The organism is Rhodocytophaga aerolata, from assembly GCF_030503435.1.
GTDB classification, from domain to species: Bacteria; Bacteroidota; Bacteroidia; order Cytophagales; family 172606-1; genus Rhodocytophaga; species Rhodocytophaga aerolata.
This window is the reverse complement of the sequence record NZ_JAUKPO010000036.1, coordinates 1-23422: the sequence shown is the minus strand read 5'-3', so window position 1 is coordinate 23422 and position 23422 is coordinate 1. Positions and strand designations below refer to the sequence as shown.

Below are 23422 nucleotides of genomic sequence, written 5' to 3'. Positions count from 1 at the left end.
AAAATTCACCTTTCTTTTACACTTCTTATCATCTCCATCACATGCTGTTTTACTTAAGTAAGCTGGCATTGAGAATAACAGGTTTATGGGTAGAGGTTTACTTTTGAAACCTTCCAGTATATCAAGTGCGTTTTGCTTGTCAATATCTGTCCGGAAGTAGGCGTGAGCGTTTTGAAATTAGCGAACAGGTAGACAGCTTCCCCTTAAAGCCCAAGACTGATTAATTTCTCCAAAGTGAGTGGTTTCTCGATATACCCGGCTATGGCATAGCGGCTGGCTTTTTCTACATCCGCAGGATTGGTAGAGCTAGTCAGCAAATAGATCCTGGTAATCTGCGGATTTAAGCCCCATCGTTGATCAAGGGCTTCTAAAAACTCAAAGCCGTTCATAACCGGCATATTGATGTCAAGCAGAATCAGGTCCGGACAGCAGGCATCCTTCCCTTGATAATCCTTTTGGCAGCTTCGCTCAATTAGCTCCAGTGCCTGCCGGCCATTCTCAGCCGTATAGATGCCTTGGGTTATGCCTGCTTTTTTCATCAGTATCTGAGCAATGAAGACACAGGTAGCATCATCATCTACGAGAATGGTCTTGTATAATTTTTTCATAAAGCAGATCCATGCTAGGTGTACCTATAAATGTATTAATTATGGGCCTATACTACCAATAAATTATACCTAACCCTCTCCGGCCCGGTAAACTAGTATAGAAGTATGTCTCATAAGCCCTATACTCTTGACTCAAGCAATTTGCCTTTTTCCTGTGCTGTCCTCTCTAGTTACTTTGTTTTATGCTTACCCTGCCTGCTTTTGATCACCTGGCTTTTAATCTGAATAGGGCTGATAAAGAACCTGCTTAGCTCATTGGAAGCAGTCAGCCGCTGATTTCAGCCGGTGATTTTTAGTTGTGAGTAAGCGAAGGCTTCTACATAAAAAAGTCTTAACAGTTATTCCTTTTCAACATGGCTAGCAAGGGTAAACATAAAAATGCTCCCTTTGCCAGGCTCACTTTCTACCCATATCTTTCCTCCATGTTTTTCTATGAATTCTTTACAGAGCATAAGTCCTAAGCCTGTTCCTTTTTCTCCGGCTGTTCCAACAGAGGTTTGTTTGCCTTCTAAGTGAAACAGTTTTTGCTGCATTTGCCTGCTCATGCCTACACCTGTATCCTGTACACTGATTTGCACTTGTTTTTGCCGCCCTTCTCCTTTTATGCAGATATAGCCGCCTGTATTTGAAAACTTAATGGCATTTGCTACTAGGTTTCTGATTACAGTACGAAGCATTGGCTCATCTGCTTGCACGAGTAGTGCTTGAGGAATACATATATCTAAGGTAAGCTCTTTCTGCCTGGCATTCTCTTGCAAGGAGGCAATTTCTTCACAAGCAATCTTGTAAAGGTTTACCCTTTCTATCTGAAAACCCAGCTCTCCTTTTTGCATCCTTGCCCATTCCAATAAATTGGTCAGTAATTTTTTTAGGTGGGTTGTAGAGCTGTAAATTGCCCTGGAAAGCTCTTGAATATCTTTTTCTTGTAGATGGTTGAGTTGATTGGCTAACAAGTCTGCCGAGCCAAGTATCCCATTTAAGGGGCTCAGCAAATCATGGGCAATGATAGAAAAGAACTTATCTTTACTTGCATTGAGCTCTTCGAGTTGTCCTGCATAGGCTTTAATGGCTTCCTCTACTCTTTTACGATCGGTGATATCTTGCAAAATAATGAGTAAACAGGGTTCGTTATCCCATTCTATGACTTCTATATAGGTGATGGCATCCCACTCTTTGCCTTCTTTGGTATAATATTTTTTTTCAAACTCGAGGATGGGCTGCCTTTTTAGCTGTTGCACGAGCAACTCCCTTTCCTGAGGATTGTTCCATAGCTTCAGCTCGATTGTAGTGGTATTGCTCACTTCAAGAGCTGTATACCCAAACACCTGTAAGGCTTTCTCATTGGCCACAATCACTTTTCCATCTCTCAAGCGGGTAATGCCTGTAGGAAAAGGAATCAACTTGAAAATAGTAGAAAATAATTTCTCAGATTGAACAAGCGCCTCTTGCGCATATTTGAGTTCTGTTATGTCCTGACAGGTGCCTCTTACTTTTCTGACATTTCCCTCTTGCTCTTTCAAGGGCCTTACATAGCTCAAGATGTATTTTTGATTGCCTCCGGGCAGCAAAAGCCGGTATTCTGTCTGAAAGCTTTCTCCAGTTTCTATGCACTGCTTGCTTGCTTGTTGGAGCCCTGCCCTATCGTTTGGGTGTAGATAGTGATAAAATTGCTCAGAGGTTTCCAGCGCATGCTTTGTATCGCTCACTTCGAAAATCTTGTGTAAGGAATCGGAAGCCGAAAGCTGATCTTTCTCCACATCATACTCCCAGCTGCCCATCTTAGCTATACGCTGGGCTTCATTGAGTAAGGCTTCACTTTTTAGCAGGTTTTCTTCTGCTTTCCTGCGTTTAACTACATCTGTTCTGATAAAAATAATCGAGAACAAAACAGAAAAGATAGCTACCAGGCTACAGCCTATGATAACTACATAGGTGATTGTAATGAGACTCGCATTTTGTTTTTCCCGAATAGAAAGCAGGTTTCTCTCTTCGATTTGCATCTGGGAAATAAGCACCCGGATTTGATCCATTAGTCTTTTCCCTTGCTCAATTTGCTGCAACTGGGAAGCTTGGCTAGATGCTTCTTTTGTATTCCTTTCAATAATGCTTTCAGATAAAGCTATTTTTTGGGTGATTAGCGCGTGCAACGTAGGCAGGTAATAGGACCTGTTCTTAGCAGCATGCAACGTGCCAGGAAGTAGGCTTAACTCATGGGGAAGTTGTGCTAAAGCACTTTGATAAGGTTCTAAAAACTCCCTTCTCCGGGTAATAACAAAGCCTCTGGTGCCTGTTTCGATATCCTTTAGATGAGACAGCGTTGTTCCAAGGCTCTCTAGAGAGGCCTCCACATCTTGCAGCTGTTCTGCAGAGGCAACTAAGCGTTGGATACTAAGCAATGGAACTACTCCAATGATCAAGAGCAGAATCAACGCAACAATTGAGCCCACCACTATTTTTTTCTCCAAAGAGCCAAGCAGATCCATACAAGCTAAAAGTTAACACAGTTCAAAAAGTATTACAAATCCATCTTCTTAGTTAAAAAAAAGCTTCTTGGCATCCATTGCTTCTCTAAGATAGGCATAGGAAGAGGAAAGAATACAGACCTTCAGTAAATCTAATACGAAAAAGTTATGATTCAAATACTATTCTTCTGCAACATAACTCACTCTCGGATTGGCTCATACACAAAAAGTTACTGCTTGAAACGAAAAAAAATGAAGCTCCTAGGGTAGTTGCATTAACTGGTAGCCTGCTTTATCCGGTTAGCTTCTTGCCTTAGACAGTTGCTTGCCTGGTCTGCCACTCACACGCATTGTTCCCTTCAGAAAAGATGAGGCAAACTGCCCTTAAAAACATGGTTCAAGATTTAAGTACTTGACAGCTTTGTAGTGAGAATGGCAATAGCTACTTTTCCGTTTGATTGGACAATATTGGGTTTCAGCGAAAGACCGTTTCTATCCTAGCTTATGCTTTTTGCTGAGCAGCTGTATAAGCTCTGCTACATACAGCTAACATTACAAGTTGGCTGACCTATAAAGAATAGCCAATAATCAAGCAATACTGGTTTACCAACAACGCCTTGAGACATACGAGCGTAAAATACAAGCCCTTGATCAAGTGCTGCAGAGCCTTTCCACGCAGCGATTGCTCGCTTTTGGGTTTCCCCCGTTAAAGTGGAAAGTAGTCTTGCTACGAAATAGTAGCCACTAAGGAAAAAGCTATTGTATAAGTAATGGTGATTAAAGTGGTTTTATCCTGCGCTTCAAGTTCCTACAGCCCCCTTTGCCCCCTTTTATTTTTAGCGAATATTCAACTGATGTTTTTGTCAACTGATAGCCGAACAAGACTGTTAGCTGTTACATCTTAGCTGATAAAAGATTAACCATTAAATTACTACTCCTGCCAATAGATTTTACAAAATAACGCCTGGTGACAATCAATAGAGAACTACAATCTTAAGAAAAAACTACAAAGCTTATCCATTTCACCTGATGGACTTTCATTAAAAGCTAAACAGTAATCGATAACAAACGATGATTGAAAAGATTTATATATTATACAACAAATCCTGGTCTGTCTTTCATCCTTTCTTCGCTTATTCCGCAAATAGCTTAGGGGTAGCTGGAAATTTTATATCAGCTTTTAAAATTACAAGCAAAAAGATTTTAAATTCTGTTAATCGAATGATTCCTTTAGAGCCTCTTCTTCCTTGATTTTTAAGTTTCCCCCCGAAATATCTTTCCAGGCATAGTAATGAAATGTTTTGTCGTCAGACATGGCCACAAATAACCCGCCTTTGAACTGTTTATTCAGGCTCTGGCTGGTCACCTCAGAACCATCACTTTCTATTACAGCCAGGGTTACGGTTTTTACAAGGGTATGCTCATGTGGATTAGCCGGGCTCCCTTCCCGGGTAAAGATGTGAAACCTGGACGCCTGCTGATCCGACACTATAATATAGCCGGTTTGCTCGTCTGTTTGGTAGATGGAAATGCCTTCATGGTCCTGGGCAAAGCCGCTGCTGGCAAATAAGGCTAACTGGGTATGGCTGCTATCCGGATGTGCATAGTACTTCCGTACGCCTACACCTTCATCTGAATAATACACATAGCCCAGGGCATCGTCTACGGCAATGGATTCTATTTCTTTTTTTCCGCTCCAGGTACCAAACTTCCGGACAACGGTAGCTTTGATAGTACCTTTTGGACCTTCTTCCAGGAGGTATTGCCAGAGGTAGGAGCCGTTGGTGGGGCCTTCTTTGCGGCCTACCATAGCATACATTTTAGTGTCCTGCGGGTTCTTGTAGAGAGAAATACCCATAGGTGCCCGCTGGGCTTCTCCTTCAAATACCGGGATGCCGCCCTTGTCCAGGGGTTTCATATCCGGCAGGGAGAAAATACGGATCTTGTTTGTAAGCCTTTCGGTAACTACGGCAATATCCACCTGCTGGCCACTCATCTCAAACCCATATTCAATATCTACATTATTAGGCCGTAGCAGGCCTTTTACTACTTTGTCTTCTATAATTTTGCCATTCAGATCATACACATATAAGGCACCGAGAGAATCTTTATCTGTACCAATAATCAGACTTTGGGCAGGGTCAGTGGGATGAATCCAGATAGCCGGATCATCGGTGTCGTGCTCAGCGGCTTCCGTTATTAGTACCGGCCTGATAGTATCGGTTGGGTTACCGGATATAGTAGCAGCTTGTTGATTAGCTTGCTTTTGTTGCGGGTTGCAGCAGGCAAAAAGCGCACAGGCGGCAACTATAAGTATGGATTGTTTCATAGACCAGGGTTAGGTAATTATACGCTCACTCCCCTTCTTTACTCCGGCTACGGCATAGCTGTGCGGCAGCCGGAGTAATGGAGAGAAGCAGAGACTAGTATATTCAATGCGAATGGTTTGTAAAATCAAAAGTCGAATTTAACACCCAGCCTGGTCCAGAATCCATAGAACTCCCGGGTGCGGGGGGTGGCCAGAGAGTTATCAAAATCCACTCTTTTCTGGTTAGTCAGGTTTACGGCTTCCAGGAATATGCGCAGCTTTGGTGTAAGGGTCTGGCTGGCGGATAAATCTATCTGGACGCGGTTGTTTACTGAATACAAATTTCCATCACTGATTTCGCTCACAAACTTGCCGTTAAAGTTAGCGGATATCCGGCCATTAAATCCACCCATCATATAAGACAGGGCTACGTTTCCCACATGGTCTGATTGCCCTGGCAAAGATATGGTGATTTCCTGCTGATCTGATTCTGTAAAGTTCTGCAACCTGGCTTCAGAGGAAGTGTAGGTATAGTTTGCATAAATACCCAGGCCACGTAAAAATCCTGGCAGGAACGTAAGATTTTGCTGCCAGGCTACTTCAAATCCAAATAAATCTGCCGTGCGGCCATTTACGGCCTGCGTAAGCTCTACATTATCTACTTCCCGGAAGGTTTGTACATTGGTGCGGCGGTAAATAAAATTATCGAGCCTTTTGTAGAATATACCACCAGAAAGGATACCTACGCTGCCAAAGTAATGTTCTGCGAACAAGTCCAGATTCAGGGCGCTTACTGGTTTCAAGGCCAGATTGCCGATACTGGCTTCTCTTTCTCCCAGGTTAAACTCTGCTCCTTGCACCAGGTCTTCAAAGTTAGGTCTGGCGTATGAAAAAGTAGCCGCTGCCCGCAGGTTGGTATGATCCGTCAGGCTGTATTTTATGTGGCCCATAGGCAGGAAGTACCGGTAGGTGGCAGTGCCAGATACCGGCACTGCTATTTCTTCTTCTGCATCCCACTGACCCGACTGATAGCTTACATTTGTCTGCTCAAAACGGATACCTCCCAGCAGCATGAGTTTATTAAACTGGGTACGGCTCATCAGATAGGCAGCATACACATTTTCTGTAGCCGTATATTCTTCCGCGGCCCTTTCTTCAGCAGTTGCCTGGGCATCGTTTTCAAAATCTGAACTGTTGGCATCAAAGAAGCTTTTAAAGGTGGGTACATCGGCAAACGAACCAATGCGGTAATCGCCATTCTGAAAATTATTATCTACTAATCCTCCTGCAAAACGGCTGATAGGTAAATCTTGCTCTCCTTCGTACGCCCATTCGTTGTATTCTTTTAAGCGGTAGTTTTTGTCTTTCAACCGTACTTTGCCGCCAAATTTCAAGGTACTTGCATTGCCTGCCAGCGAGTAAGGCAAACCCAGGTTAATCTTGGCAGTGAGGTTTCGGTCGGTAGCCAGGGTACGGGAGGCCTCATAAGTATCGAAAACATAAGATGCATTATTGAGGTAGTCGAAGGGTTGCCCATCTTCATCGACAAGGGCAGGAATTTTAGGTATAAGTGGATTGGATACATCCAGCCGGTTGGTGGCATTATTAAAGAATACATCATCCGACTCAAAGTTGGTTTGCCTGTCGTAGGGGGTATCCTGCCGGGCTCTGGAAAGGGATACTTCATAATCCAGGTTTAGCCGGGGGAGAGTATGCGTGCCTCCCAGGTTAAAACTATATACGCCCTGATTTTCTGGCCGGTCTTTTGTTTGCCGGGAGATGGTCCATACTTCATCCTCCTCATCGTATGCAAACAGCAGGCTTCTGCGCCATTCGTGCTCCCGCAAATCACTGTAAATACTGCGGAAATAGATCTGGCTGTTGGCATTAAACCGGTAGTCGAATGTAGCGCTGAGGCCTACCCGGTTGCGGTCTATCTCATAATCCCGCAGTTCAAACGTATACAGGTCTGTAGGGCTATCCCAGTCCGACATTTCATTTTTATCTGACCCCCGCTGGCTGGCATAGTAACTGCCGTTGAGCATATACCCAAACTTACCCTCTTTGCCTACCCGCTGACTAATGGTTAATGCCCCCTGATAGCCGCCTTTCTGCATCAGGTTGTTGTATTCGCCAGCCAGGGTGCCCGATACACTCAGCTTGGTATTTTCAGCCGTGCGGGTGATTAAATTTACCGAACCGCCAATGGCATCTCCATCCATGTCGGGCGTAAGAGCTTTGGTTACTTCAATGGAAGATAGCTGGTCTGCCGGAATAGCATCCAGGGCTACGTAGCGGATACCGGCTTCCGGAGAAGGAATCTGTTCGCCATTGATGCTGACATTGGTAAACTGCGGAGCCAATCCTCTGACCAGTACATACCGGCCTTCTCCTTCATCCCGTTCAATGTTTACCCCTGGCACCCGTTGCAAGGCTTCTGCTACATTGGGATCAGGGAAGCGGCCTATTTGTTCAGCGGCTACGATATTTTTGATATTGTCTGCTGTTTTTTGCTGGTTTAAAGCCTTGCTCTGGCCCTGCAACAGACCCATTACCGTAATGCCTTCTATTTCAAAAGAGGCACTGGTAAGCGGAATAGTTAGTACATTGCTTGTACCTGGCTGCACGGTAAAGGGCATACTTTTAGACCTATACCCCAGATAGCTGATTTCCAATGTAACCTCTCCCAGGGGTGCAACAAAGCTGAACTGGCCGGATAAGTCTGTGGATGTCCCTAATGTAGTACCCCCAATTACCACACTCGCTCCTGGCAGCGGCTGCCCATTCTGTTCATCCTGTACTTTACCCGAAACAATTGCTCTTTCCTCATCCATGGCTAAGGCGGCTGCAGTAGTTTTTTCTTTTGGCTGAAGCACAATGTTGCGGCTGACTTGTTTATAAGCAATAGGGCTATGGGCAAACAGTTCATTGAGTACCTGGGCCACGGTTCTTCCTTCGGCTTTCATCGAGATTCTACCGGCAATGTCTATTTTACGTGAGTTATACACAAACCGGAAGTCGGTTTTGCTTTCTATTTCCCCGAAAGCCTGTTTAATGGTGGCATTCTTCAGCTCCAGCGAAACGATTACTTCTTCTATGCTATGCACCTGGCCGGAACCTGCTATGCCCGGTTGGATATTACATAAGAGAATGGCTAGCGTTAAGCTGACTATACCAAAAAGTCTGTTTGCGCTTGGTAAAATGGGTAGTTGTTTCTTTTTCATAATAACGTGTGTTGATCAGTAGTCTTAGTCAGGTGTAGGTTGTGTTCAGGAATTAGTAGTCGGTTTAAAGATGTTGAAGTGGCTCTGCTTTATGAAAGCATGGTTACGTATGAGGTTGGTCAGGAACAACCTTGGCCTTTGAAGAATATGGTCTTGCCCTGCTGTGTGTATTGGATGCCGGTACTCAGGCTCACACTTTCCAGTACAACGCTCAACGGTTCGTTGCGGAACTGAGCGGTTAATAGGCAGCTATGAATGGCCTTATTGTGAAAGATAATTTTTACGCCATACCATCTTTCCAGCTGCCGGCATGCTTCACCTAACGGTGTATCATCAAAGCGAAGCATGCCCTCTTTCCAGGCTATCAGCGCAGCTGCGTCTACCTGGGCTTTGGTTAGCTGACTAGCCATAGAATAACTGGCTTGCTGGTTAGGGGAAAGACGTATTTTCTGACTTGCTGCCGCCCGGTTTCCGGCAGTTGCGACCTGTACTATTCCGGAAGCGACTGTTACTACCTGGCTGCTATCGCCTGCATAGGCTTTTATATTAAATGAAGTGCCCAGTACCTTGGTTGTAAGCGGGCCGCTGTGCACCAGAAAAGGTTTATCCGGATTGGGAGTAACTTCAAAAAAAGCTTCTCCGCTTATATACACCTCACGTGTGCTAGCTGCAAACATTCTGGGATACCTAAGTTTACTCAGGGCATTTAAATACACTTTTGAGCCATCAGCCAGCGTCACCAGGGATGTTTGCCCATAGGGAGTTGTCTGTTCTACGTATTCAATGGCAGGCCGGGGCCTAACATACCCTGAAGACAGATAGGTAAGCAGGCCCAGGCCACCTATAACAATAACCATGGCTGCCCAAGGTATCCAACTGGGCATTTTATAGGTGCGGGATGAGGTGGCCGGTGGCCGGGAGTATTGAGCTAGCCTTGCATCCAGCTGCCTGAGTCCCTTATTGGGATCAAAGGCCGGATTACCTGCATAAGGCTGTTGCCAGGCTTTTCTGGCCTGATTGAACAGTTGCTGATGGGATGTATCTTCTGCCTGCCATTGTTCTATCTGCTGGTTTTCTTCGGGAGATGTCTCCTGGGCAAAATGCTTGGCCAATAATTGCCAGGTAACGGGATTTTTCATTTAGGCGGTATAAGCGGTTATACCTTTACAGATGGGTATTTCAAAAAAGTCCCCCTATGCAAACCGGTTAAGCTTGTATTACCATACTGTTATGGACAGGAAATATAGAATTTTGCTGGCATGCAGTGGTTTTTTCAGCAGTTGCTCCCTGACTAGTTTTAACGCTTTGCCCATCTGGTTTTCAACCGTTTTTACTGAAATCTGCAGAATACCGGCTATTTCCTGATAAGAGAAGCCATCCATTTTATGCATAATAAACACCAGGCGGCACTGCCCGGGCAAGGTGTTGATGATAGCATTCAACCCTTGAAAAAATTCTGTAGAAGATACCTGTTCTTCCGGGGTAACATAGTCCACTGCCAGATGCAGTGGCAGCTTATCTATAGATTGAAAAGAGGGCCGGGATTTTTGCAGGTAAGCCAGAGCCTGATTTTTGGTAATGGTGTACAGATAGGCTTTCACATTGGAGGTAATATTGATTGTTTCCCGTTTTTCCCAAACTTTCATAAATACATCGGCTACCAGTTCTTCTACCTGTTCTTTGTTAGAAATGAATGCATAAGCGAAGGTACAAAGTCCGGCATAATACTTTCTGAACAACTCGCGCAGGGCCTGTTCATCTCCTGCTTTAATTCTGGAAAACAGCAGCACATCTGTATCGGCATGTAGCGAGAGAATTTTCAATGGGCAGGTAAAAGTAAGTGCAGGGCAAATTTTCCCATTTCATAAATCATTATCAACCTATTGAGATTAACATATAGAGAAATTTGTGTTAATACTACTTAAACAGCTCTAATACAATAGCGCATCTCTCGTTTCGTGTCCTGCATACGTATAAGCTCACCGATGCAGATAGAAACCGGATGTAATAACAAGGAGGCCAGAATTGTAGCGGAATATCATAGGACAAGCGCACTAGTCAGAACAAAAGGTAGTTAGGCCATTCCTTTGCCGTTGCCTTCTACAAAAAAGCATAAAACGTGGATTTCATGAATTTTTTTTGTTTTATTTAATCATTCAACTAAGCGTATTTTCCAGCAATAGTATTGATTTATGAAGGTTTATTAGATGGCTACACTGTTGTGTTTCTCCTGTTGTGTTTCTATAGATGCGCTACAGCTGAGCCTTGAAACGATTGAATTTATAGTGGGTATTTCAACAGAAGCTAAAAAAAGCAAAAGTACGCCAGCATAGCTTTGTTGTTATGCCTGGGCAAATGCATTACCATGAGGAAGATTAAAGAAATCTACAAATGAACCCTACAAAAGTCACAGCTACCAATGCCTCCTCCTACCGGTCCATGAAAACCGAAATACGAACAAGTCCTACGCAAGGTCGTGGCTTGTTTGCCAAGGAAGCAATAGATAAAGGCGAAATCATTTCGGTCAGAGGGGGGCACATTCTCACTCGCGAGATGGAAGAAATACTTACTAAACCTGTAGGATATTGGGCATATCCTATTGCTGATGAGCTAGTGCTTGCTCCCCTCCGTACAGCGGAAGTAGAAACTGTAATGATGTTTTTGAATCATTCCTGTGAGCCAAACGTGGGAATACTTGGGCAAATACTCTTTGTTGCCATGCGTGAGATTATGCCTGACGAAGAATTGACCATTGATTACGCCATGTTTGGAGCTGATAAAGAACCTATGCCATGTAATTGCCGGTCTTCTCATTGCCGGGGGCTCATCACTAACGCAGACTGGCGGTTAGAGCAGCTACAAACAAAATACAGGGGTTATTTTTCTTCCTATATACAGCTAAAAATAAATGCTATGTAAAACTATATCCATACTTACTTTGCCTACTTCCGCATTGGTAAAAATAACTATCCCTTATACAGTACTAGCTTACACGTTCTGTACTTCCTAGTCTTTGTCCGAAAACTGGGCACCTTAGAACAGAAGTAGCTATCTACCTATACTGCTGTTTTTTTAAGATGGGTGTCTGGTAGATAAAATTGCAGGTGCGGCTGCCAACAGAAGAATGCCAGAAAAGTCCAATTAATGTACATACTTGTAGCTAAACCTGCTTGTATTTCAACCTATTAAATTTCTATTCTTTAGATCATTGATTGTTCTATTAAGGCTTCTAAGGGTAATGCCTAAATAACTGGCTATGTCTTGTTTAGAAATTTTGGTTAGCAGTTGGGGAAACATGCCTACAAGCCTTAGCAGATTCTCTTCACTCGTGTGGGATTGATGATAGGCATGCCTATGTGCTTTGTAGCTGATTTTACTCGTTAGAGATTTTATGATTAACTCAGAAAATGTTTTGTCTGTTGACAAGCTTTCTTTGAAATACCTTTTTTCTATTTTATATACTTCTACTGCTGTAATAGCTTCTATACAGCAGAAACTCAAGGTATCATTTATTACTTCTATTTCTCCAAACAATTCGCCTTCACCAAAAAACTCCTGGATAAAATCTTTGCCATTATCTTCCGATAAGTAGCATTTGGCTATGCCATTTTTTATCACATACACATAAGACACTCTTTTGCCTTGTTGTATAATTTGTTCTCCGGGGCTAAACTTTTGCTCTGTTACATATAAATCCGGTTCTTTGTCATGAATCTTAACAGTGTAAGGTAATAATTCCAGGTTAACTCGTATCATTTTACTTGCGGGACAAATGTCCTTTCCAAGTACGCAAAGTTTCTCTCCCTTTGCAAAAAAGAAGCAAACATGCATCGTATTTGTTAACCTATATAGGAAGAGTTATGCAACTGAATAAAGAAATTTTAGAAAAGTTTATTTCGCCTGATAATTCAAATAGGGAATCAGTTCAAGAAACAATAAGCAAGCTGACAAGCCAAATCTTGGATTTTTTAACTGATGCCAGCAACTATTCCCCATACCCTGCATTTACTCGTTTTACTGATCCATACTTTACGATTCCCGACCTTCCTAAAAAGGATGTTCAACTTACGGAATCTGTCAAAGAGATTTTAGCACATAGTATGAATGCTGCTAATCCAAAGTATATAGGCCACATGGACAGCATTCCCACCCTGTGGTCCATCCTTGGCGATTACCTGGCTTCGGCCATCAATAATAATCTATTGAGCCTGGAGATGTCGCCGTTCCTAACTCAACTTGAATATTCAATAACGAAACAATTCTCCACTCTTTTCGGTCTCCCGGATGCTTCGGGTGGTATACTGCTTAGTGGAGGCACGCTATCTAACCTGCAGGCATTAATAGTTGCCAGAAATGAAGTGCTGCATACACCAAATGGAAACTGCTTTAGTCTACAAAAAGAGCCTGTCATTATAGCATCCGAACATGCGCATGCCTCTATTCAAAAGATTGCCATGCTACTAGGTATCGGTAGAGAAAACGTGGTAAAAGTAAAGACAACCCAGGATGCTAAAATGGACATAGCAGATTTAGAATACCAGGTTACCAATCTGTTAGCTTCGGGAAAACAGCCCTTTGCCATTGTAGCTACCGCCGGGACAACCGTTTCCGGTACGATAGATTCTTTATTAGATATATCGGCTCTTGCGAAAAAATACAGCTTGTGGGTACATATTGACGCTATTTATGGGGGTGCACTCATTTTTTCCCAAAAGTATACGCATCTATTGGCAGGAATTGAGCATGCGGACTCCATCTCGTTTAACCCACAAAAGTGGCTTTTCGTCGCAAAAACTTGTTCAATGGTTCTGTTTAGAGATTTTCAAAACATGGTAAAGAGCTTTCAGGTGGCTGCCCCCTACATGAAAGCACAACCTGAGTTTATCAATTTAGGAGAAATCAGTATTCAAGGGACAAAAAAGGCTGAAGTTTTAAAACTCTGGCTTTCTCTTACTAGCATAGGCAAGCAAGGCTATGAACAACTCATTGATTACAATCTGCATCTTACCAAAATTTTTACTGAAGAGTTATCGAAACGAACCTATTTAAAGGTATCCAGTCAGCCGGAATTAAATATAGTGTGCTTCCGTGGAGAGCCAGAGTATATAGGCGACCATGCGTACGATCAATGGAATGAACAACTACAGGGATATTTACTAAAAAATGCAGGTTATTTTATTTCACTCCCTACCTACAAAAATAATGTATGGCTAAGGGTAGTGTTGCTGAATCCTTTTTTCAAAAAGGAGCATATAAACGTGTTGTTTGAACATATTGATGCATTTGAAAAAACATACCGATAAACAGCCCCCAACAGTGCATCTAGGTCATTTGGCAGTTATTGGCACCTCAGGCGTAACAGCTACTTGTGACTTTCCATTCGAGTTCATTGCCTATTACCTGTTAGATGGAGAAAAAGAATTGAGAGGGCTTTTGCCAGAAAAAGACCAATAACTTTTACCAGCAAATAAGGGTTATGCTTGTAAGGTTCATTAATTTAGCTAGCAGGAAAACTTGCTCAAAAAGTATGGCATCTAACAAAACCTTTCATGTTTAAATCTAGTATCCTGCTTGTACCCGGACTAGGAAATTCCGATGAGCAACACTGGCAATCGTACTGGGAGCAATCATACCATTTTCCGCGTGTAAACCAGCTCGACTGGCAAACACCCACCTGTAGGGATTGGGTGCAAGCACTAGACAAAGCCGTCGTTCACTATGCTGCATCAGATGTAATTTTGGTTTGCCATAGTTTAGCATGTGCCACCATGGCTGCCTGGGCTGAAAAATATGGCAGAACAATAAAAGGGGCTTTACTGGTAGCACCGGCCGATACAGAAGCGGCAGACTTTCCCTCCACAGCGATTGGCTTTTCTCCCATGCCCTTGCAGAAGCTCTCTTTTCCCTCTATAGTGGTGGCCAGCACCAATGATGAATATGTGAGCCTAGCAAGAGCCCGCTATTTTGCCCAATGCTGGGGTAGTCAATTTGTCAATGTAGGGGCTTTGGGCCATATTAATTCAGCCACTCAATTAAAAGACTGGCCGCAAGGGTTGCAACTGCTTCTTACATTAGATCAACATCGGTAAGCCCTAACTGGTAGTAATCCTTTAAAAAAACCTTTTAAGGTAACTATAGATTATAGGCTTGCATGATCGGTTTTAAAAATCGACGCATGGATTTCATTCTCTCAAGTGTATGCTTTGGCTTTGCAGCACTAACAGTAACGGCAGCCTGCATACTTAGCTGCATATTTTCCAGAAATACGTGTATTTGGTAGCCGTCTACCAGGGCATGGTGTACCCGTATACTTACCGGAAGTATCACCTGATTGCCTCTCCACTCCAACCTGCCAAAAGTTAGTTTGGGAATGGCATCTTTTGACTTGTCCTCATAGGCATGCTCCATACCATGGAACTTAAACCAGGGTAGTGTAGTGGCATGATATAAGTCAGAGCCATTATAGCCATTGAAGAGCTTATTGTTCTTTTGTACCTCTTTTACCAGTTGAGAGGCCTCCCGGCAAAAAGTAGGTAGGTCCGGGTGGTGAGGCAGGTGTACAAAAGACAGGGTTTTACTATCTGTCAACACGGTTGTGGATACATCTACCGCCTCATACTTTACTACCTCAGTCTCCTCTATTCTTAACAAAAAGTTCTCTGTTTTGCGCATCGCTTCTGTGGCAGCATGCAAATAAGATAGAAATACCGACAGCCGTTCCCACTTTGCATAATGATAGAGGCTGGTAATATTTATTTCTGTATGCACATTAAAGTAAGGTTGAGAAAAGGACAGGAAGAAGTTAAAAGTCTCTTCCCGCGCCCATCCCTTTGTCAGGAAAGGTGTTTTATTGTATAGCGTTTTCATAGGCATGGATTTTTTGTTGCAAACCAGGAAAGTTGATTTCTTTGATCAGGGTGTGCTCTATCCTGATGACCTTTTCCTGCTCTAACTCAACTAATAATCTGTTCAAATTCCGCAAAGAGGTACCTAAGGTCTCTGAAAGTAGTTGCTTAGAGATCTCTAGCTCATTGAGCCTGGAGAACTCACGCAAAACAATGAGTAGCGAGTAGAAAAGTTTATTGGTAGACTGAATAGCTGCTTTATAAGAGGTGTTCAGAAGTTTAGAAATCATGGCTTGATGAATCAACAGATTAAAACCGGCATCTTCTGAGAGCATTTGCAAAAATTGTTCAGGAGCCACTTTCCAGAGGCTGCATTGGGTTACGGTCTCTACCGTGCTGAAGTAGTGCATGTTCATAATCGCTTCCACATCTCCTACTACTTCTCCTCTTTCAAAAACACCCCAGGTAAATCTCTGGCCCAGAGAGGTAGTATGTACGACTTTCACCAGGCCAGAGGAAAGGATAAAAACACTATGTGGTGCAGCATCCTGTTTGAGCAGCGTTTGACGTGGTTGGTGCAGCACAGGGCTGATGCTATATTTTTCAAATAACTGCTTATGGTTAGTTAAATATTGAATGACCGCTGTCCTGTATTGAGAGAGTAAGTGGTATTGCATACACAAAGATCACTATTCTTACTTTTGCATAAAAGGACAAATGTCCGGTAGGCCTAAGTAGCAAGATAGAGCAGGGTTATGTAAGTTAAATGTTGTGGCGTGAAGATGGAAAGTTTAGATGATACAAAGTATATTGGCTGTCAGCTTAGGTATTGGGGTAATAGTTTTGATAGGTTTAGCCCAGTCTACTTTTTGGAAGGTATACTTGTGTCTGGCTCTAAGTTTTCGGACAAAAGCCAAGAAGAACAAACGCGGTAATCTGGTAATGTATAAGGGGCAGGTCTATGACCTGTCTTTTGAAGCAAGGGTGAAGGAAGTTTCAGCGTACACGCATGATTTAGCTAGGCTATCTGTTGTTTGGCTGGTAAAGAGTCTATATCTTTCCATACCGGCTAGCCCTCGGCCTTGGTAAGGCTGTACCTATTCCTTATGCTTTCTTTCATCAAGCCAACTTTATTGATCCTGTCTTTTTTCCTTTCATGCCTTCCTCCTGCATGCATCCTTGCGCAAGGCACCCTTGACTCTATGCAACTCAACAAAGTTAATGAGCAGATAAGGGCCGGAGATTTTGGGCAAGTGGATGCTGTTTTGGTATCTGTTAGAGATAAGCTACTTTTTGAGCAATACTTCCATAAATATCATTCCTCAAAGCTACATACGCTACAGTCTGCTACTAAAAGTATCAATGCTTTACTTGTCGGTATTCTTCTGGATCAGGGTTATTTACCATCAGTAGAGGAACCCATTACCCGCTTTTTTCCTCATACTTACTTTACTGATTCGCTTAAAACCAGGATACGGGTGAAGGATTTATTAACCATGTCCTCTGGTATCGACTGGCAGGAAGAAGGAGTAGTAGACCGGAAAACCAATGATCAGCTGGCCATGAACGACAGCAAAGATTATATAGGCTACTTCTTGAGCCAGCCGATGAAGGAGCCACCGGGAAGCCGCTTCTACTACAACAGTGGCTGCTCGATTGCTTTGGGAGGTATTGTTCAACGGGTATCAGGACAAACCGTAGAAGCGTTTGCTAACCAATATCTTTTTAGGCCGCTTTCCATCACGCATTACAAATGGCAGAGCACAAAGAAAGGACAATATCATACCGGGGGAGGATTATTTCTGTCTGCCAGGGATTTGCTCAAGATAGGACAAATGGTACTAAACGGTGGCGTTTGGCAAGGCAAGCGTATCGTTTCCCAGCAATGGATCGATGAGTCTGTACAAGCCCATTTTGCGACAAACAGAGCAAATGGGTGGGGAACCCGCTTCGAGTATGGCTATCAATGGTGGAGGCTTACCCATCAAGGTAAAATAGAGGTGATAGCTGCGCGGGGATGGGGCGACCAGCGATTATTTATCATTCCCCAACTAGAGGCCGTGATAGTCATCTATGGGAGTAATTTTTTCAACACGCCTACGCTATCCATTGATCATTTACTTGAGCACTTACTTGAGGCATTTGCTGAGTACCAACACTAATACCTCTTCATGCAGGGTATCATGCTTTAGACAGCCAAGTATCTATAAACCTGACTTTAGCCTATGGAAGAGTTTATCAGGTTGGGCTTTAAGATTAACCACTTTATTTTAGCGGATGCTTAACGTAGTCTGTGCTGTGAATGTACAATGAGGTATGTCAAAAGTTCAAATGCGGGGTAAATGCAGACTCAAACTCTGCAAGCTGAGGAAAGAGATAAGCATATTAACTCCTCTTTAGCTTTAGGGGTGTGCTGACGTATTTTCGGCCATCATTCACTTAAAGTAAGCATGTATTATATAATAACCTGCCCTTTGGAATACCTGATCCAACTAGAAGCAATTCTTCTTAGGCAAGCCAACAAGCAGTAAGCAAAGGCACCGCTCGAATTACCAGCGGTGCCTGTATTGCTACATTTAGCTATTCTGCCGAAAGTGCACAATAGCGGTTCCAATCCAGCAATAATCTGTTTGGTCGGTATATTGCGGAAGGAGCACAAACGTATTGTCTCCACTTGGTTTAAGCAGATCCGATGAAAATTCTACCAGCATCTGATCATAAATAACAAAGTTTTGACCCTCCTGGAACCGGCTGACATAGTGCGTGCCAATAGAGGTGCCATTGAGGACCATTCTAAAACCCATGCCCTGAACATTTGTTTTCAGGCCTCCAAGGGCAGATATCTGAGCATATGCACGCTTTCCGGCGTTTCTGCCTCCGCTATTAAAAGTAGTACTCAGCAGTTTACCTGCCGAGAGAAAAGTTGAACTGGCAGCAACTTCATAATCAGCTAATTCTGGCATGGTCTTTCTTGTTTGATAGGTTGTGAAGAGTTTCTTTGGTTAGTGCTTCGTCCAGGGCTAGCGCAAAAGATATCCCTAAACGGTCAGCTAAAAAGCCCAAGCGTGCGAAATGGTCGCCTTTAGGCAGGTGTTGCGCATCCTGTTTCCAGGAGATGCCTTTTTCCTCAGCATAAGCTGCCAGGAATTGCGCGCGGCTGGCAAAGTGGTCTGTCATCATTTTTTTCAGAATTTGGTGAATACTAAACTTGTGACAAAACAAGGGCAAGGGCTTGCAATCCCCAAAAAAAGAAGGTGGACTAAAAGACGACTTCCCAACAGAGCAAGTGGATAAAAGGTAGACAGTAGCAATAAAAATTCCGTCAATCCACTGAAAATCAATAGCATAGTGTTTATATCAGGGTATCAACCCATAAAAATTATATGCTAATTTTGGTTTTCAGCTCCTAGCAGAAAACGGCTTTTGCCTCACAGAGAATGATGTAGAGGAAAGCTAAGTACTTTGATTTTTTTGTTCTAAGAAACTCCATGTATGGGCACAACGCAGATAGCCTTGTAGGGCCTTAGGCACAGGCCATTAGCTGCTCCCCTCTTACCTACACTAAATAGCCTACTACGGAAAGTAACACTTCTCCCTTGATTAGCTTCTGCTAATTGGCTAGCTGACTAGCTTTTCACAAAAAGTTAATCAATCCAAGCACCATCGATATTGGCCGATAAGTGATATATTTGGCAAGGATTTTTAGGCGTTCACCCTTATATGTTTTGTATTACTGCTGTAAAAGTACAGGTGCTTGTATTTGGCAAATTAGCTAGTAAAGCTTATCCTACTAGTAGCCTTATTTTCTCTGTTCTTATTGCTGCTACGCACCTTTATATACCCTCAGCCTTTTGTCAGGACATATTTGAGCCTGATACTGTAAAAAAAACGATCGAAGCTACCCCTGTTCAGGGAAATCTAAAGATAGATGGATTGCTGGAGGAAACAGAATGGCAGCAGGCTACACCTGTGGCCAACTTTACACAGGTAGAACCTTACCAGGGAAAGCCGGTAAACTTCGATACAGAAGTAAAAATGGTGTATAATCATGCCTTTCTCTATATAGCTGCCTTCTGTCAGGACTCGTTGGGTAAAAAAAGTTTACGGGCTCCCAATTTTCAACGCGACTTTGAGGATGTCGCGCATGATGTATTTGGTGTGGCCATTGATGGGTTCAGCGACCAGCGCAATGCGATGACCTTTATGACCAACCCTTATGGAACACAGCGTGATTTGCTATCTTTTGATGACCTGCTGTATGATACCGACTGGGATGGCTTATGGAAGGTACGCACCTCGAGAACAGATTCCGGGTGGGTGGCCGAAATAGCTATTCCCTGGCAGACCCTACGCTATCCGGACTCTGAGAGGCAAACCTGGGGGATTAATTTTTTCCGCAACAGGCGCTATAGCAATGAACTTTCCGGCTGGTCACCTTTTCCCAGGGCTTTTTCTCCTTTGCGTATGGCCTATGCCGGGCAACTAACTAATCTACAGCCTCCGCCTCCTTCACCTAACGTACGCATACAGCCTTATGTGTTAGCATCCTTTGATGAGTATAAGGGCAGTGAGGTAGGGTATGGGCAAAATTTTAGCTATAAATTCGGAGGGGAGGTAAAATGGGCGGTCAACCCCAATACCGTACTTGATGTAACAGTCAATACAGATTTTGCCCAGGCAGATGTAGACAGGCAGGTAAATAACGTTTCACGATTTTCTGTATTTTTTCCCGAGCGAAGGCAGTTTTTTCTGGAAAATGCCAGTTTATTCGGCGCCGGCTTAAGTCCTTCAGATGATCTGGTTGGAGGTGCCATGCGAATCCAACCTTTTTTCAGCCGCTCAGTTGGATTGGATGCGTCGGGCAATCCGCTGCCCATTGATGCAGGAGCCAGGGTAGTATACCGTTCTACAGACAGAAACTATGGGGGGATGCTGATGCGTCAGCGGGGAAGTACAGCTCAGGCTGCCTCTACCTATGCGGTAGGCCGTTACTCAGAAAATATTGGGAAGCAACACCGCTTAGGAGCTTTAGTGACGCTAAAGCATACAGAATCCTTGGATACATTGGCTGGCAATATTAATGCGGTAGGTGCCATCGATGGGTTTTTCAGGCTGAGCCAGCCCTTATCGTTAAATTTGATGGCTATAGGTGCCAGCGATGCAGGGGAGAAAAGCAAGGGCTTAGCCGGCTACATGCAGCTCAACTACAACAGCAATTCACTGGTAGGCTGGTGGACACAAGCATTCGTTGGCGAGCAATTTAAGCCCGATGTTGGCTTTGTTTCCAGAAGCAATGTCATTGCTACCACTCCTGGTTTCTTCTTAGTAAACCGCAGCAAATGGCTGCCTGCCTTTATCCGAAGTTTTGAGCCGGGAATTTTCTCCGAATTCTATCACCAGGCTACTACCGGCAAGTTTCAGGAAATGCAGGTAAGCCTGAACCCTGTATGGTTTACCTTGCAATCGGGTGGCATGCTCGGCGTGTTCATTAACCGCATTTATCAGCAACTTGACGACACGTTTAGTCCCCTAGATACAGATATTGCCGCCGGAAGGTATCATTTTCTGCGATACAATGTGCTCTTGGGAAGTGACCCCTCCAAAAAAATCTCTTATATGATAAATTATGAAACAGGGGGATATTATAATGGAACGATGGACTACTTACAAGTTAACCTGCGGGCTTCTCCCATACCCCACATTTCCCTGCAAGTAAGCTATGAAAATAATCGGCTTAAGCAGGTAGGTATTCAACAAAGGTCGCCTACCATCCACTTGTTGAGCCTGGAGAGCCGGCTGGCCATCAATCCCAGGCTACAATTAATCAGCTTCTATCAGAAAAATACGGCAGGTGAACGGGATGTCTGGAATATGCGCTTAGCCTGGGAGTTCAAACCTTTGTCTTTTGTGTACCTGGTGTATAACCAGCGAGCCTTTACCCCCATCTCTGCCGAACGGCAACATAGCCAGCATTTGATCGGAAAGGTTACTTACCTGAAGCAGTTTTAAGGCAAGTAAACAACTTTTCCATTGACCGGCTAATCCATCTGCCATGCTTGTAATTACACCACCTACTTTACTGCGGGTTACTGATTTGTGGCCATTAACAAAGCTTTCCAGTATTGCTAAGCAGGGAGTGTTTATAGCTGTTATTTGGAAACAACCTGCTTCTAGTAGCGTGTAGTTGGCGGATAAATAGTTGCCGCAAATTTTTGTCTCAGGTGTTATAACCTTATTTTTTCAGCACCGCTTACTAAGGAGATATAGCTACTCAGAAGGTATTTCTTTTGGTAGCCAAAGTCGTTGATAGCCATTAGGAAACTGAACGTTGGGCGAGGGTTGATTGATATAATTCACTATCAGAATATCCATTGCTATTTATCCAAACTGTTAAGTTTTATGGCGTTTAACCTAACTCAAGCCCTCCCTTCATCTACATGGGCACCATAGGCAGGAGGAGAAAGCATAGCACTCAACTCCTTACTTTTTGTTTCTTCCTCTTCCCGTTTCTTTTTAGCTAAAAGCAAAAGACGATCTTTTGTCAACCGATAGCCGGATAAGCCCATAGAAAACAAACCTGTTTTGCTAGCATAAAATACCTGAAAATGGGTATTGATAAAACCAACTCTATAGTTTATCTTTCATTGGCAGCAGTTAAAATCGTTTTTCTCCTGGTTGTAGGTATCTAAGGGAGAACAAGGCTGCTCTTTGCCTGCAGGTAAACAAGTCCGGATGCGGAGATGAAGAAAGTTTCACTACCCACGCTCTTTTTTCATTTCCTGGTATTTAGATGTGGAATGGTAGCAGTCAAACTTATAAAGGTATAGGTTCTCGCAAGGTTTAGTAGGGTAGCTGTTTTTGGTTCTATCTTTTAACTTCATAGTTTTTTGCCCCTATGCATTTGATCCGCTGCCCACCCACGAGGCTATTTATCTGCTCCACAGCTTACTAGGCCACTCCTCTACATTTTTCTATAAATGGCCCAACAGGCTTGATCCAGCCATACATATGCTCATGCTTTGTCCTAACCTAGAACAGACCGTGCCCTAGCTGCAAGTAGTGGTTATAGTTCCCTTTTTCTACTCTCACCTAACCAAACTCCTTCCATACAATGAACCGATTGATACCATCCTTTTCACTCAAGCCTAGCTGCGCTAACCTAGCGATGAGCTGCCTATGGGCTATCCTTTTACCTTTTTGTTGCCTGCTTACAACGCCTTCCCTTGCGCAAGAGGTGCTATGGGGCTTAACTTCGGCCGCTGGCCCCAAGGGTGCCGGAACAGCATTTTCGCTCAAAAGCACCGGAACAGATTTTACCGTGGAGCACGCCTTCAGCCTGGATGTTTATAGTCCTACAGGCAGCTTGCTCCAGGCAAGTGATGGCTATTTGTACGGCATGGCAAATAGTGGTGGCCCCACGAATAATGGCGCCATCTTTAAACTGGCTCCTGATGGCTCAGAGTTTACAGTCATTAAATACTTTACCCGTTCTACGGACGGCGCTTTTCCTACAGGCGGCCTGATAGAGGCAAGCGATGGCTACTTGTATGGCCAGGCCATGTTTGGTGGGTCTGGTGATGCAGGCACCATCTTCAAGCTAGCCCTTGATGGCTCAGAGTTTAGGGTAATAAAGAACAACCTTTTCATCGACGGCGCTTCTCCGATAGGCAGCCTCATTCAAGGAAGCGATGGTAGTTTATATGGGGTGACAGTTGGTGGTATAAATAGTAGTGGGGGCACGGTTTTTAAGCTCTCTACGGATGGCTCGGGGTTTAGGCTGATTAAGACGTTTGCCGCTGCTAACATACCTGTAGGCGGCCTGATAGAGGCAAGTGATGGCTACTTGTATGGCCAGGCAACCGGTGGCACCAATCTTAGTGGCATCATCTTTACGCTCTCTGCTGATGGTTCAGGTTATAGAACGTGAACTATGGATTAGTAAAAGCATAAAGGGCTCAAAATGAATTAGCTTTGT

At 43.7% G+C, this 23422-nt stretch carries 19 protein-coding genes; 7 read left to right on the top strand and 12 right to left on the bottom strand.

What is annotated here, in order from left to right; all coding sequences use genetic code 11:
- Positions 1–203 precede the first annotated feature (203 nt).
- From Q0590_RS31175 to Q0590_RS31150, 6 genes are all read right to left on the bottom strand, one after another.
- Entirely contained in the window at positions 204–608 is a 405-nt protein-coding gene (locus tag Q0590_RS31175; protein ID WP_302041578.1) for a response regulator, read from the bottom strand.
- Positions 609–946: 338 nt separating this feature from the next.
- Entirely contained in the window at positions 947–3091 is a 2145-nt protein-coding gene (locus Q0590_RS31170; RefSeq protein ID WP_302041577.1) for an ATP-binding protein, read from the bottom strand.
- Positions 3092–4283: 1192 nt separating this feature from the next.
- Positions 4284–5399: a phytase gene (locus Q0590_RS31165; protein ID WP_302041576.1), complete on the bottom strand. Its 1116-nt coding sequence runs from the start codon at positions 5397–5399 to the stop codon at positions 4284–4286.
- Between the two features lie 125 nt (positions 5400–5524).
- Positions 5525–8602: a TonB-dependent receptor gene (locus Q0590_RS31160; protein WP_302041575.1), complete on the bottom strand. Its 3078-nt coding sequence runs from the start codon at positions 8600–8602 to the stop codon at positions 5525–5527.
- A gap of 119 nt (positions 8603–8721) precedes the next feature.
- Complete coding sequence (locus Q0590_RS31155; RefSeq protein WP_302041574.1) at positions 8722–9741, bottom strand: FecR family protein; 1020 nt, start codon at positions 9739–9741, stop codon at positions 8722–8724.
- A 78-nt stretch (positions 9742–9819) separates the two neighbouring features.
- Positions 9820–10425 carry an RNA polymerase sigma factor gene (locus Q0590_RS31150; RefSeq protein ID WP_302041573.1) on the bottom strand — a complete coding sequence of 202 codons (606 nt, stop codon included), beginning with the start codon at positions 10423–10425 and terminating at the stop codon, positions 9820–9822.
- A 568-nt stretch (positions 10426–10993) separates the two neighbouring features.
- Between Q0590_RS31150 and Q0590_RS31145 the strand changes: the two genes are divergently transcribed.
- Positions 10994–11521 (top strand): SET domain-containing protein, encoded by a 528-nt coding sequence (locus Q0590_RS31145; protein ID WP_302041572.1) that lies wholly within the window; start codon positions 10994–10996, stop codon positions 11519–11521.
- A gap of 258 nt (positions 11522–11779) precedes the next feature.
- Here the strand turns inward: Q0590_RS31145 and Q0590_RS31140 are convergent, their stop codons facing one another.
- The gene (locus Q0590_RS31140; protein ID WP_302041571.1) at positions 11780–12358 is read right to left on the bottom strand and encodes a Crp/Fnr family transcriptional regulator; all 579 of its coding nucleotides are present in this window, start codon (positions 12356–12358) and stop codon (positions 11780–11782) included.
- Positions 12359–12462: 104 nt separating this feature from the next.
- Between Q0590_RS31140 and Q0590_RS31135 the strand changes: the two genes are divergently transcribed.
- The 3 genes from Q0590_RS31135 to Q0590_RS31125 all read left to right on the top strand — a co-directional run bounded on the left by Q0590_RS31135 (position 12463) and on the right by Q0590_RS31125 (position 14691).
- Entirely contained in the window at positions 12463–13905 is a 1443-nt protein-coding gene (locus tag Q0590_RS31135; RefSeq protein WP_302041570.1) for a pyridoxal phosphate-dependent decarboxylase family protein, read from the top strand.
- Entirely contained in the window at positions 13886–14056 is a 171-nt protein-coding gene (locus Q0590_RS31130) for a hypothetical protein (RefSeq protein ID WP_302041569.1), read from the top strand. Before Q0590_RS31135 ends, Q0590_RS31130 begins: the two co-directional genes overlap by 20 nt.
- Positions 14057–14151: 95 nt before the next feature.
- A complete protein-coding gene (locus tag Q0590_RS31125; RefSeq protein WP_302041568.1) occupies positions 14152–14691 on the top strand; it encodes an RBBP9/YdeN family alpha/beta hydrolase in 540 nt (179 codons plus the stop codon).
- Between the two features lie 43 nt (positions 14692–14734).
- On the opposite strand, the gene Q0590_RS31120 is transcribed toward Q0590_RS31125, so the two are convergent.
- Both Q0590_RS31120 and Q0590_RS31115 read right to left on the bottom strand, forming a co-directional pair.
- Positions 14735–15469 (bottom strand): CatA-like O-acetyltransferase, encoded by a 735-nt coding sequence (locus tag Q0590_RS31120; protein WP_302041567.1) that lies wholly within the window; start codon positions 15467–15469, stop codon positions 14735–14737.
- The gene (locus Q0590_RS31115) at positions 15450–16124 is read right to left on the bottom strand and encodes a Crp/Fnr family transcriptional regulator (protein ID WP_302041566.1); all 675 of its coding nucleotides are present in this window, start codon (positions 16122–16124) and stop codon (positions 15450–15452) included. Before Q0590_RS31115 ends, Q0590_RS31120 begins: the two co-directional genes overlap by 20 nt.
- A gap of 525 nt (positions 16125–16649) precedes the next feature.
- On the opposite strand from Q0590_RS31115, the gene Q0590_RS31110 reads away from it, so the two are divergent.
- Entirely contained in the window at positions 16650–17609 is a 960-nt protein-coding gene (locus Q0590_RS31110; protein ID WP_302041565.1) for a serine hydrolase domain-containing protein, read from the top strand.
- Positions 17610–18023: 414 nt separating this feature from the next.
- On the opposite strand, the gene Q0590_RS31105 is transcribed toward Q0590_RS31110, so the two are convergent.
- Entirely contained in the window at positions 18024–18410 is a 387-nt protein-coding gene (locus tag Q0590_RS31105) for a hypothetical protein (protein WP_302041564.1), read from the bottom strand.
- A complete protein-coding gene (locus Q0590_RS31100; RefSeq protein WP_302041563.1) occupies positions 18394–18627 on the bottom strand; it encodes a hypothetical protein in 234 nt (77 codons plus the stop codon). Before Q0590_RS31100 ends, Q0590_RS31105 begins: the two co-directional genes overlap by 17 nt.
- 540 nt (positions 18628–19167) lie before the next feature.
- On the opposite strand from Q0590_RS31100, the gene Q0590_RS31095 reads away from it, so the two are divergent.
- The gene (locus tag Q0590_RS31095; protein WP_302041562.1) at positions 19168–21456 is read left to right on the top strand and encodes a carbohydrate binding family 9 domain-containing protein; all 2289 of its coding nucleotides are present in this window, start codon (positions 19168–19170) and stop codon (positions 21454–21456) included.
- Positions 21457–21863: 407 nt separating this feature from the next.
- Here Q0590_RS31095 and Q0590_RS31090 read toward each other — a convergent pair whose 3' ends face one another.
- Positions 21864–21992 (bottom strand): hypothetical protein, encoded by a 129-nt coding sequence (locus tag Q0590_RS31090; RefSeq protein ID WP_302041561.1) that lies wholly within the window; start codon positions 21990–21992, stop codon positions 21864–21866.
- Between the two features lie 566 nt (positions 21993–22558).
- Between Q0590_RS31090 and Q0590_RS31085 the strand changes: the two genes are divergently transcribed.
- Positions 22559–23374: a choice-of-anchor tandem repeat GloVer-containing protein gene (locus Q0590_RS31085; RefSeq protein WP_302041560.1), complete on the top strand. Its 816-nt coding sequence runs from the start codon at positions 22559–22561 to the stop codon at positions 23372–23374.
- Positions 23375–23422: the final 48 nt, after the last annotated feature.

What these genes read in the sequence shown, in the direction of transcription:
- Q0590_RS31135 (WP_302041570.1), top strand. Translation starts at nt 12,463, where the DNA reads ATGCAACTGAATAAAGAAATTTTAGAAAAGTTTATTTCGCCTGATAAT.
- Q0590_RS31125 (WP_302041568.1), top strand. Translation starts at nt 14,152, where the DNA reads ATGTTTAAATCTAGTATCCTGCTTGTACCCGGACTAGGAAATTCCGAT.
- Q0590_RS31160 (WP_302041575.1), bottom strand. Translation starts at nt 8,602, where the DNA reads ATGAAAAAGAAACAACTACCCATTTTACCAAGCGCAAACAGACTTTTT.
- Q0590_RS31115 (WP_302041566.1), bottom strand. Translation starts at nt 16,124, where the DNA reads ATGCAATACCACTTACTCTCTCAATACAGGACAGCGGTCATTCAATAT.
- Q0590_RS31175 (WP_302041578.1), bottom strand. Translation starts at nt 608, where the DNA reads ATGAAAAAATTATACAAGACCATTCTCGTAGATGATGATGCTACCTGT.
- Q0590_RS31105 (WP_302041564.1), bottom strand. Translation starts at nt 18,410, where the DNA reads ATGCCAGAATTAGCTGATTATGAAGTTGCTGCCAGTTCAACTTTTCTC.
- Q0590_RS31120 (WP_302041567.1), bottom strand. Translation starts at nt 15,469, where the DNA reads ATGAAAACGCTATACAATAAAACACCTTTCCTGACAAAGGGATGGGCG.
- Q0590_RS31170 (WP_302041577.1), bottom strand. Translation starts at nt 3,091, where the DNA reads ATGGATCTGCTTGGCTCTTTGGAGAAAAAAATAGTGGTGGGCTCAATT.
- Q0590_RS31085 (WP_302041560.1), top strand. Translation starts at nt 22,559, where the DNA reads ATGAACCGATTGATACCATCCTTTTCACTCAAGCCTAGCTGCGCTAAC.
- Q0590_RS31095 (WP_302041562.1), top strand. Translation starts at nt 19,168, where the DNA reads ATGTTTTGTATTACTGCTGTAAAAGTACAGGTGCTTGTATTTGGCAAA.
- Q0590_RS31140 (WP_302041571.1), bottom strand. Translation starts at nt 12,358, where the DNA reads ATGATACGAGTTAACCTGGAATTATTACCTTACACTGTTAAGATTCAT.
- Q0590_RS31165 (WP_302041576.1), bottom strand. Translation starts at nt 5,399, where the DNA reads ATGAAACAATCCATACTTATAGTTGCCGCCTGTGCGCTTTTTGCCTGC.
- Q0590_RS31110 (WP_302041565.1), top strand. Translation starts at nt 16,650, where the DNA reads ATGCAACTCAACAAAGTTAATGAGCAGATAAGGGCCGGAGATTTTGGG.
- Q0590_RS31100 (WP_302041563.1), bottom strand. Translation starts at nt 18,627, where the DNA reads ATGATGACAGACCACTTTGCCAGCCGCGCGCAATTCCTGGCAGCTTAT.
- Q0590_RS31145 (WP_302041572.1), top strand. Translation starts at nt 10,994, where the DNA reads ATGAACCCTACAAAAGTCACAGCTACCAATGCCTCCTCCTACCGGTCC.
- Q0590_RS31155 (WP_302041574.1), bottom strand. Translation starts at nt 9,741, where the DNA reads ATGAAAAATCCCGTTACCTGGCAATTATTGGCCAAGCATTTTGCCCAG.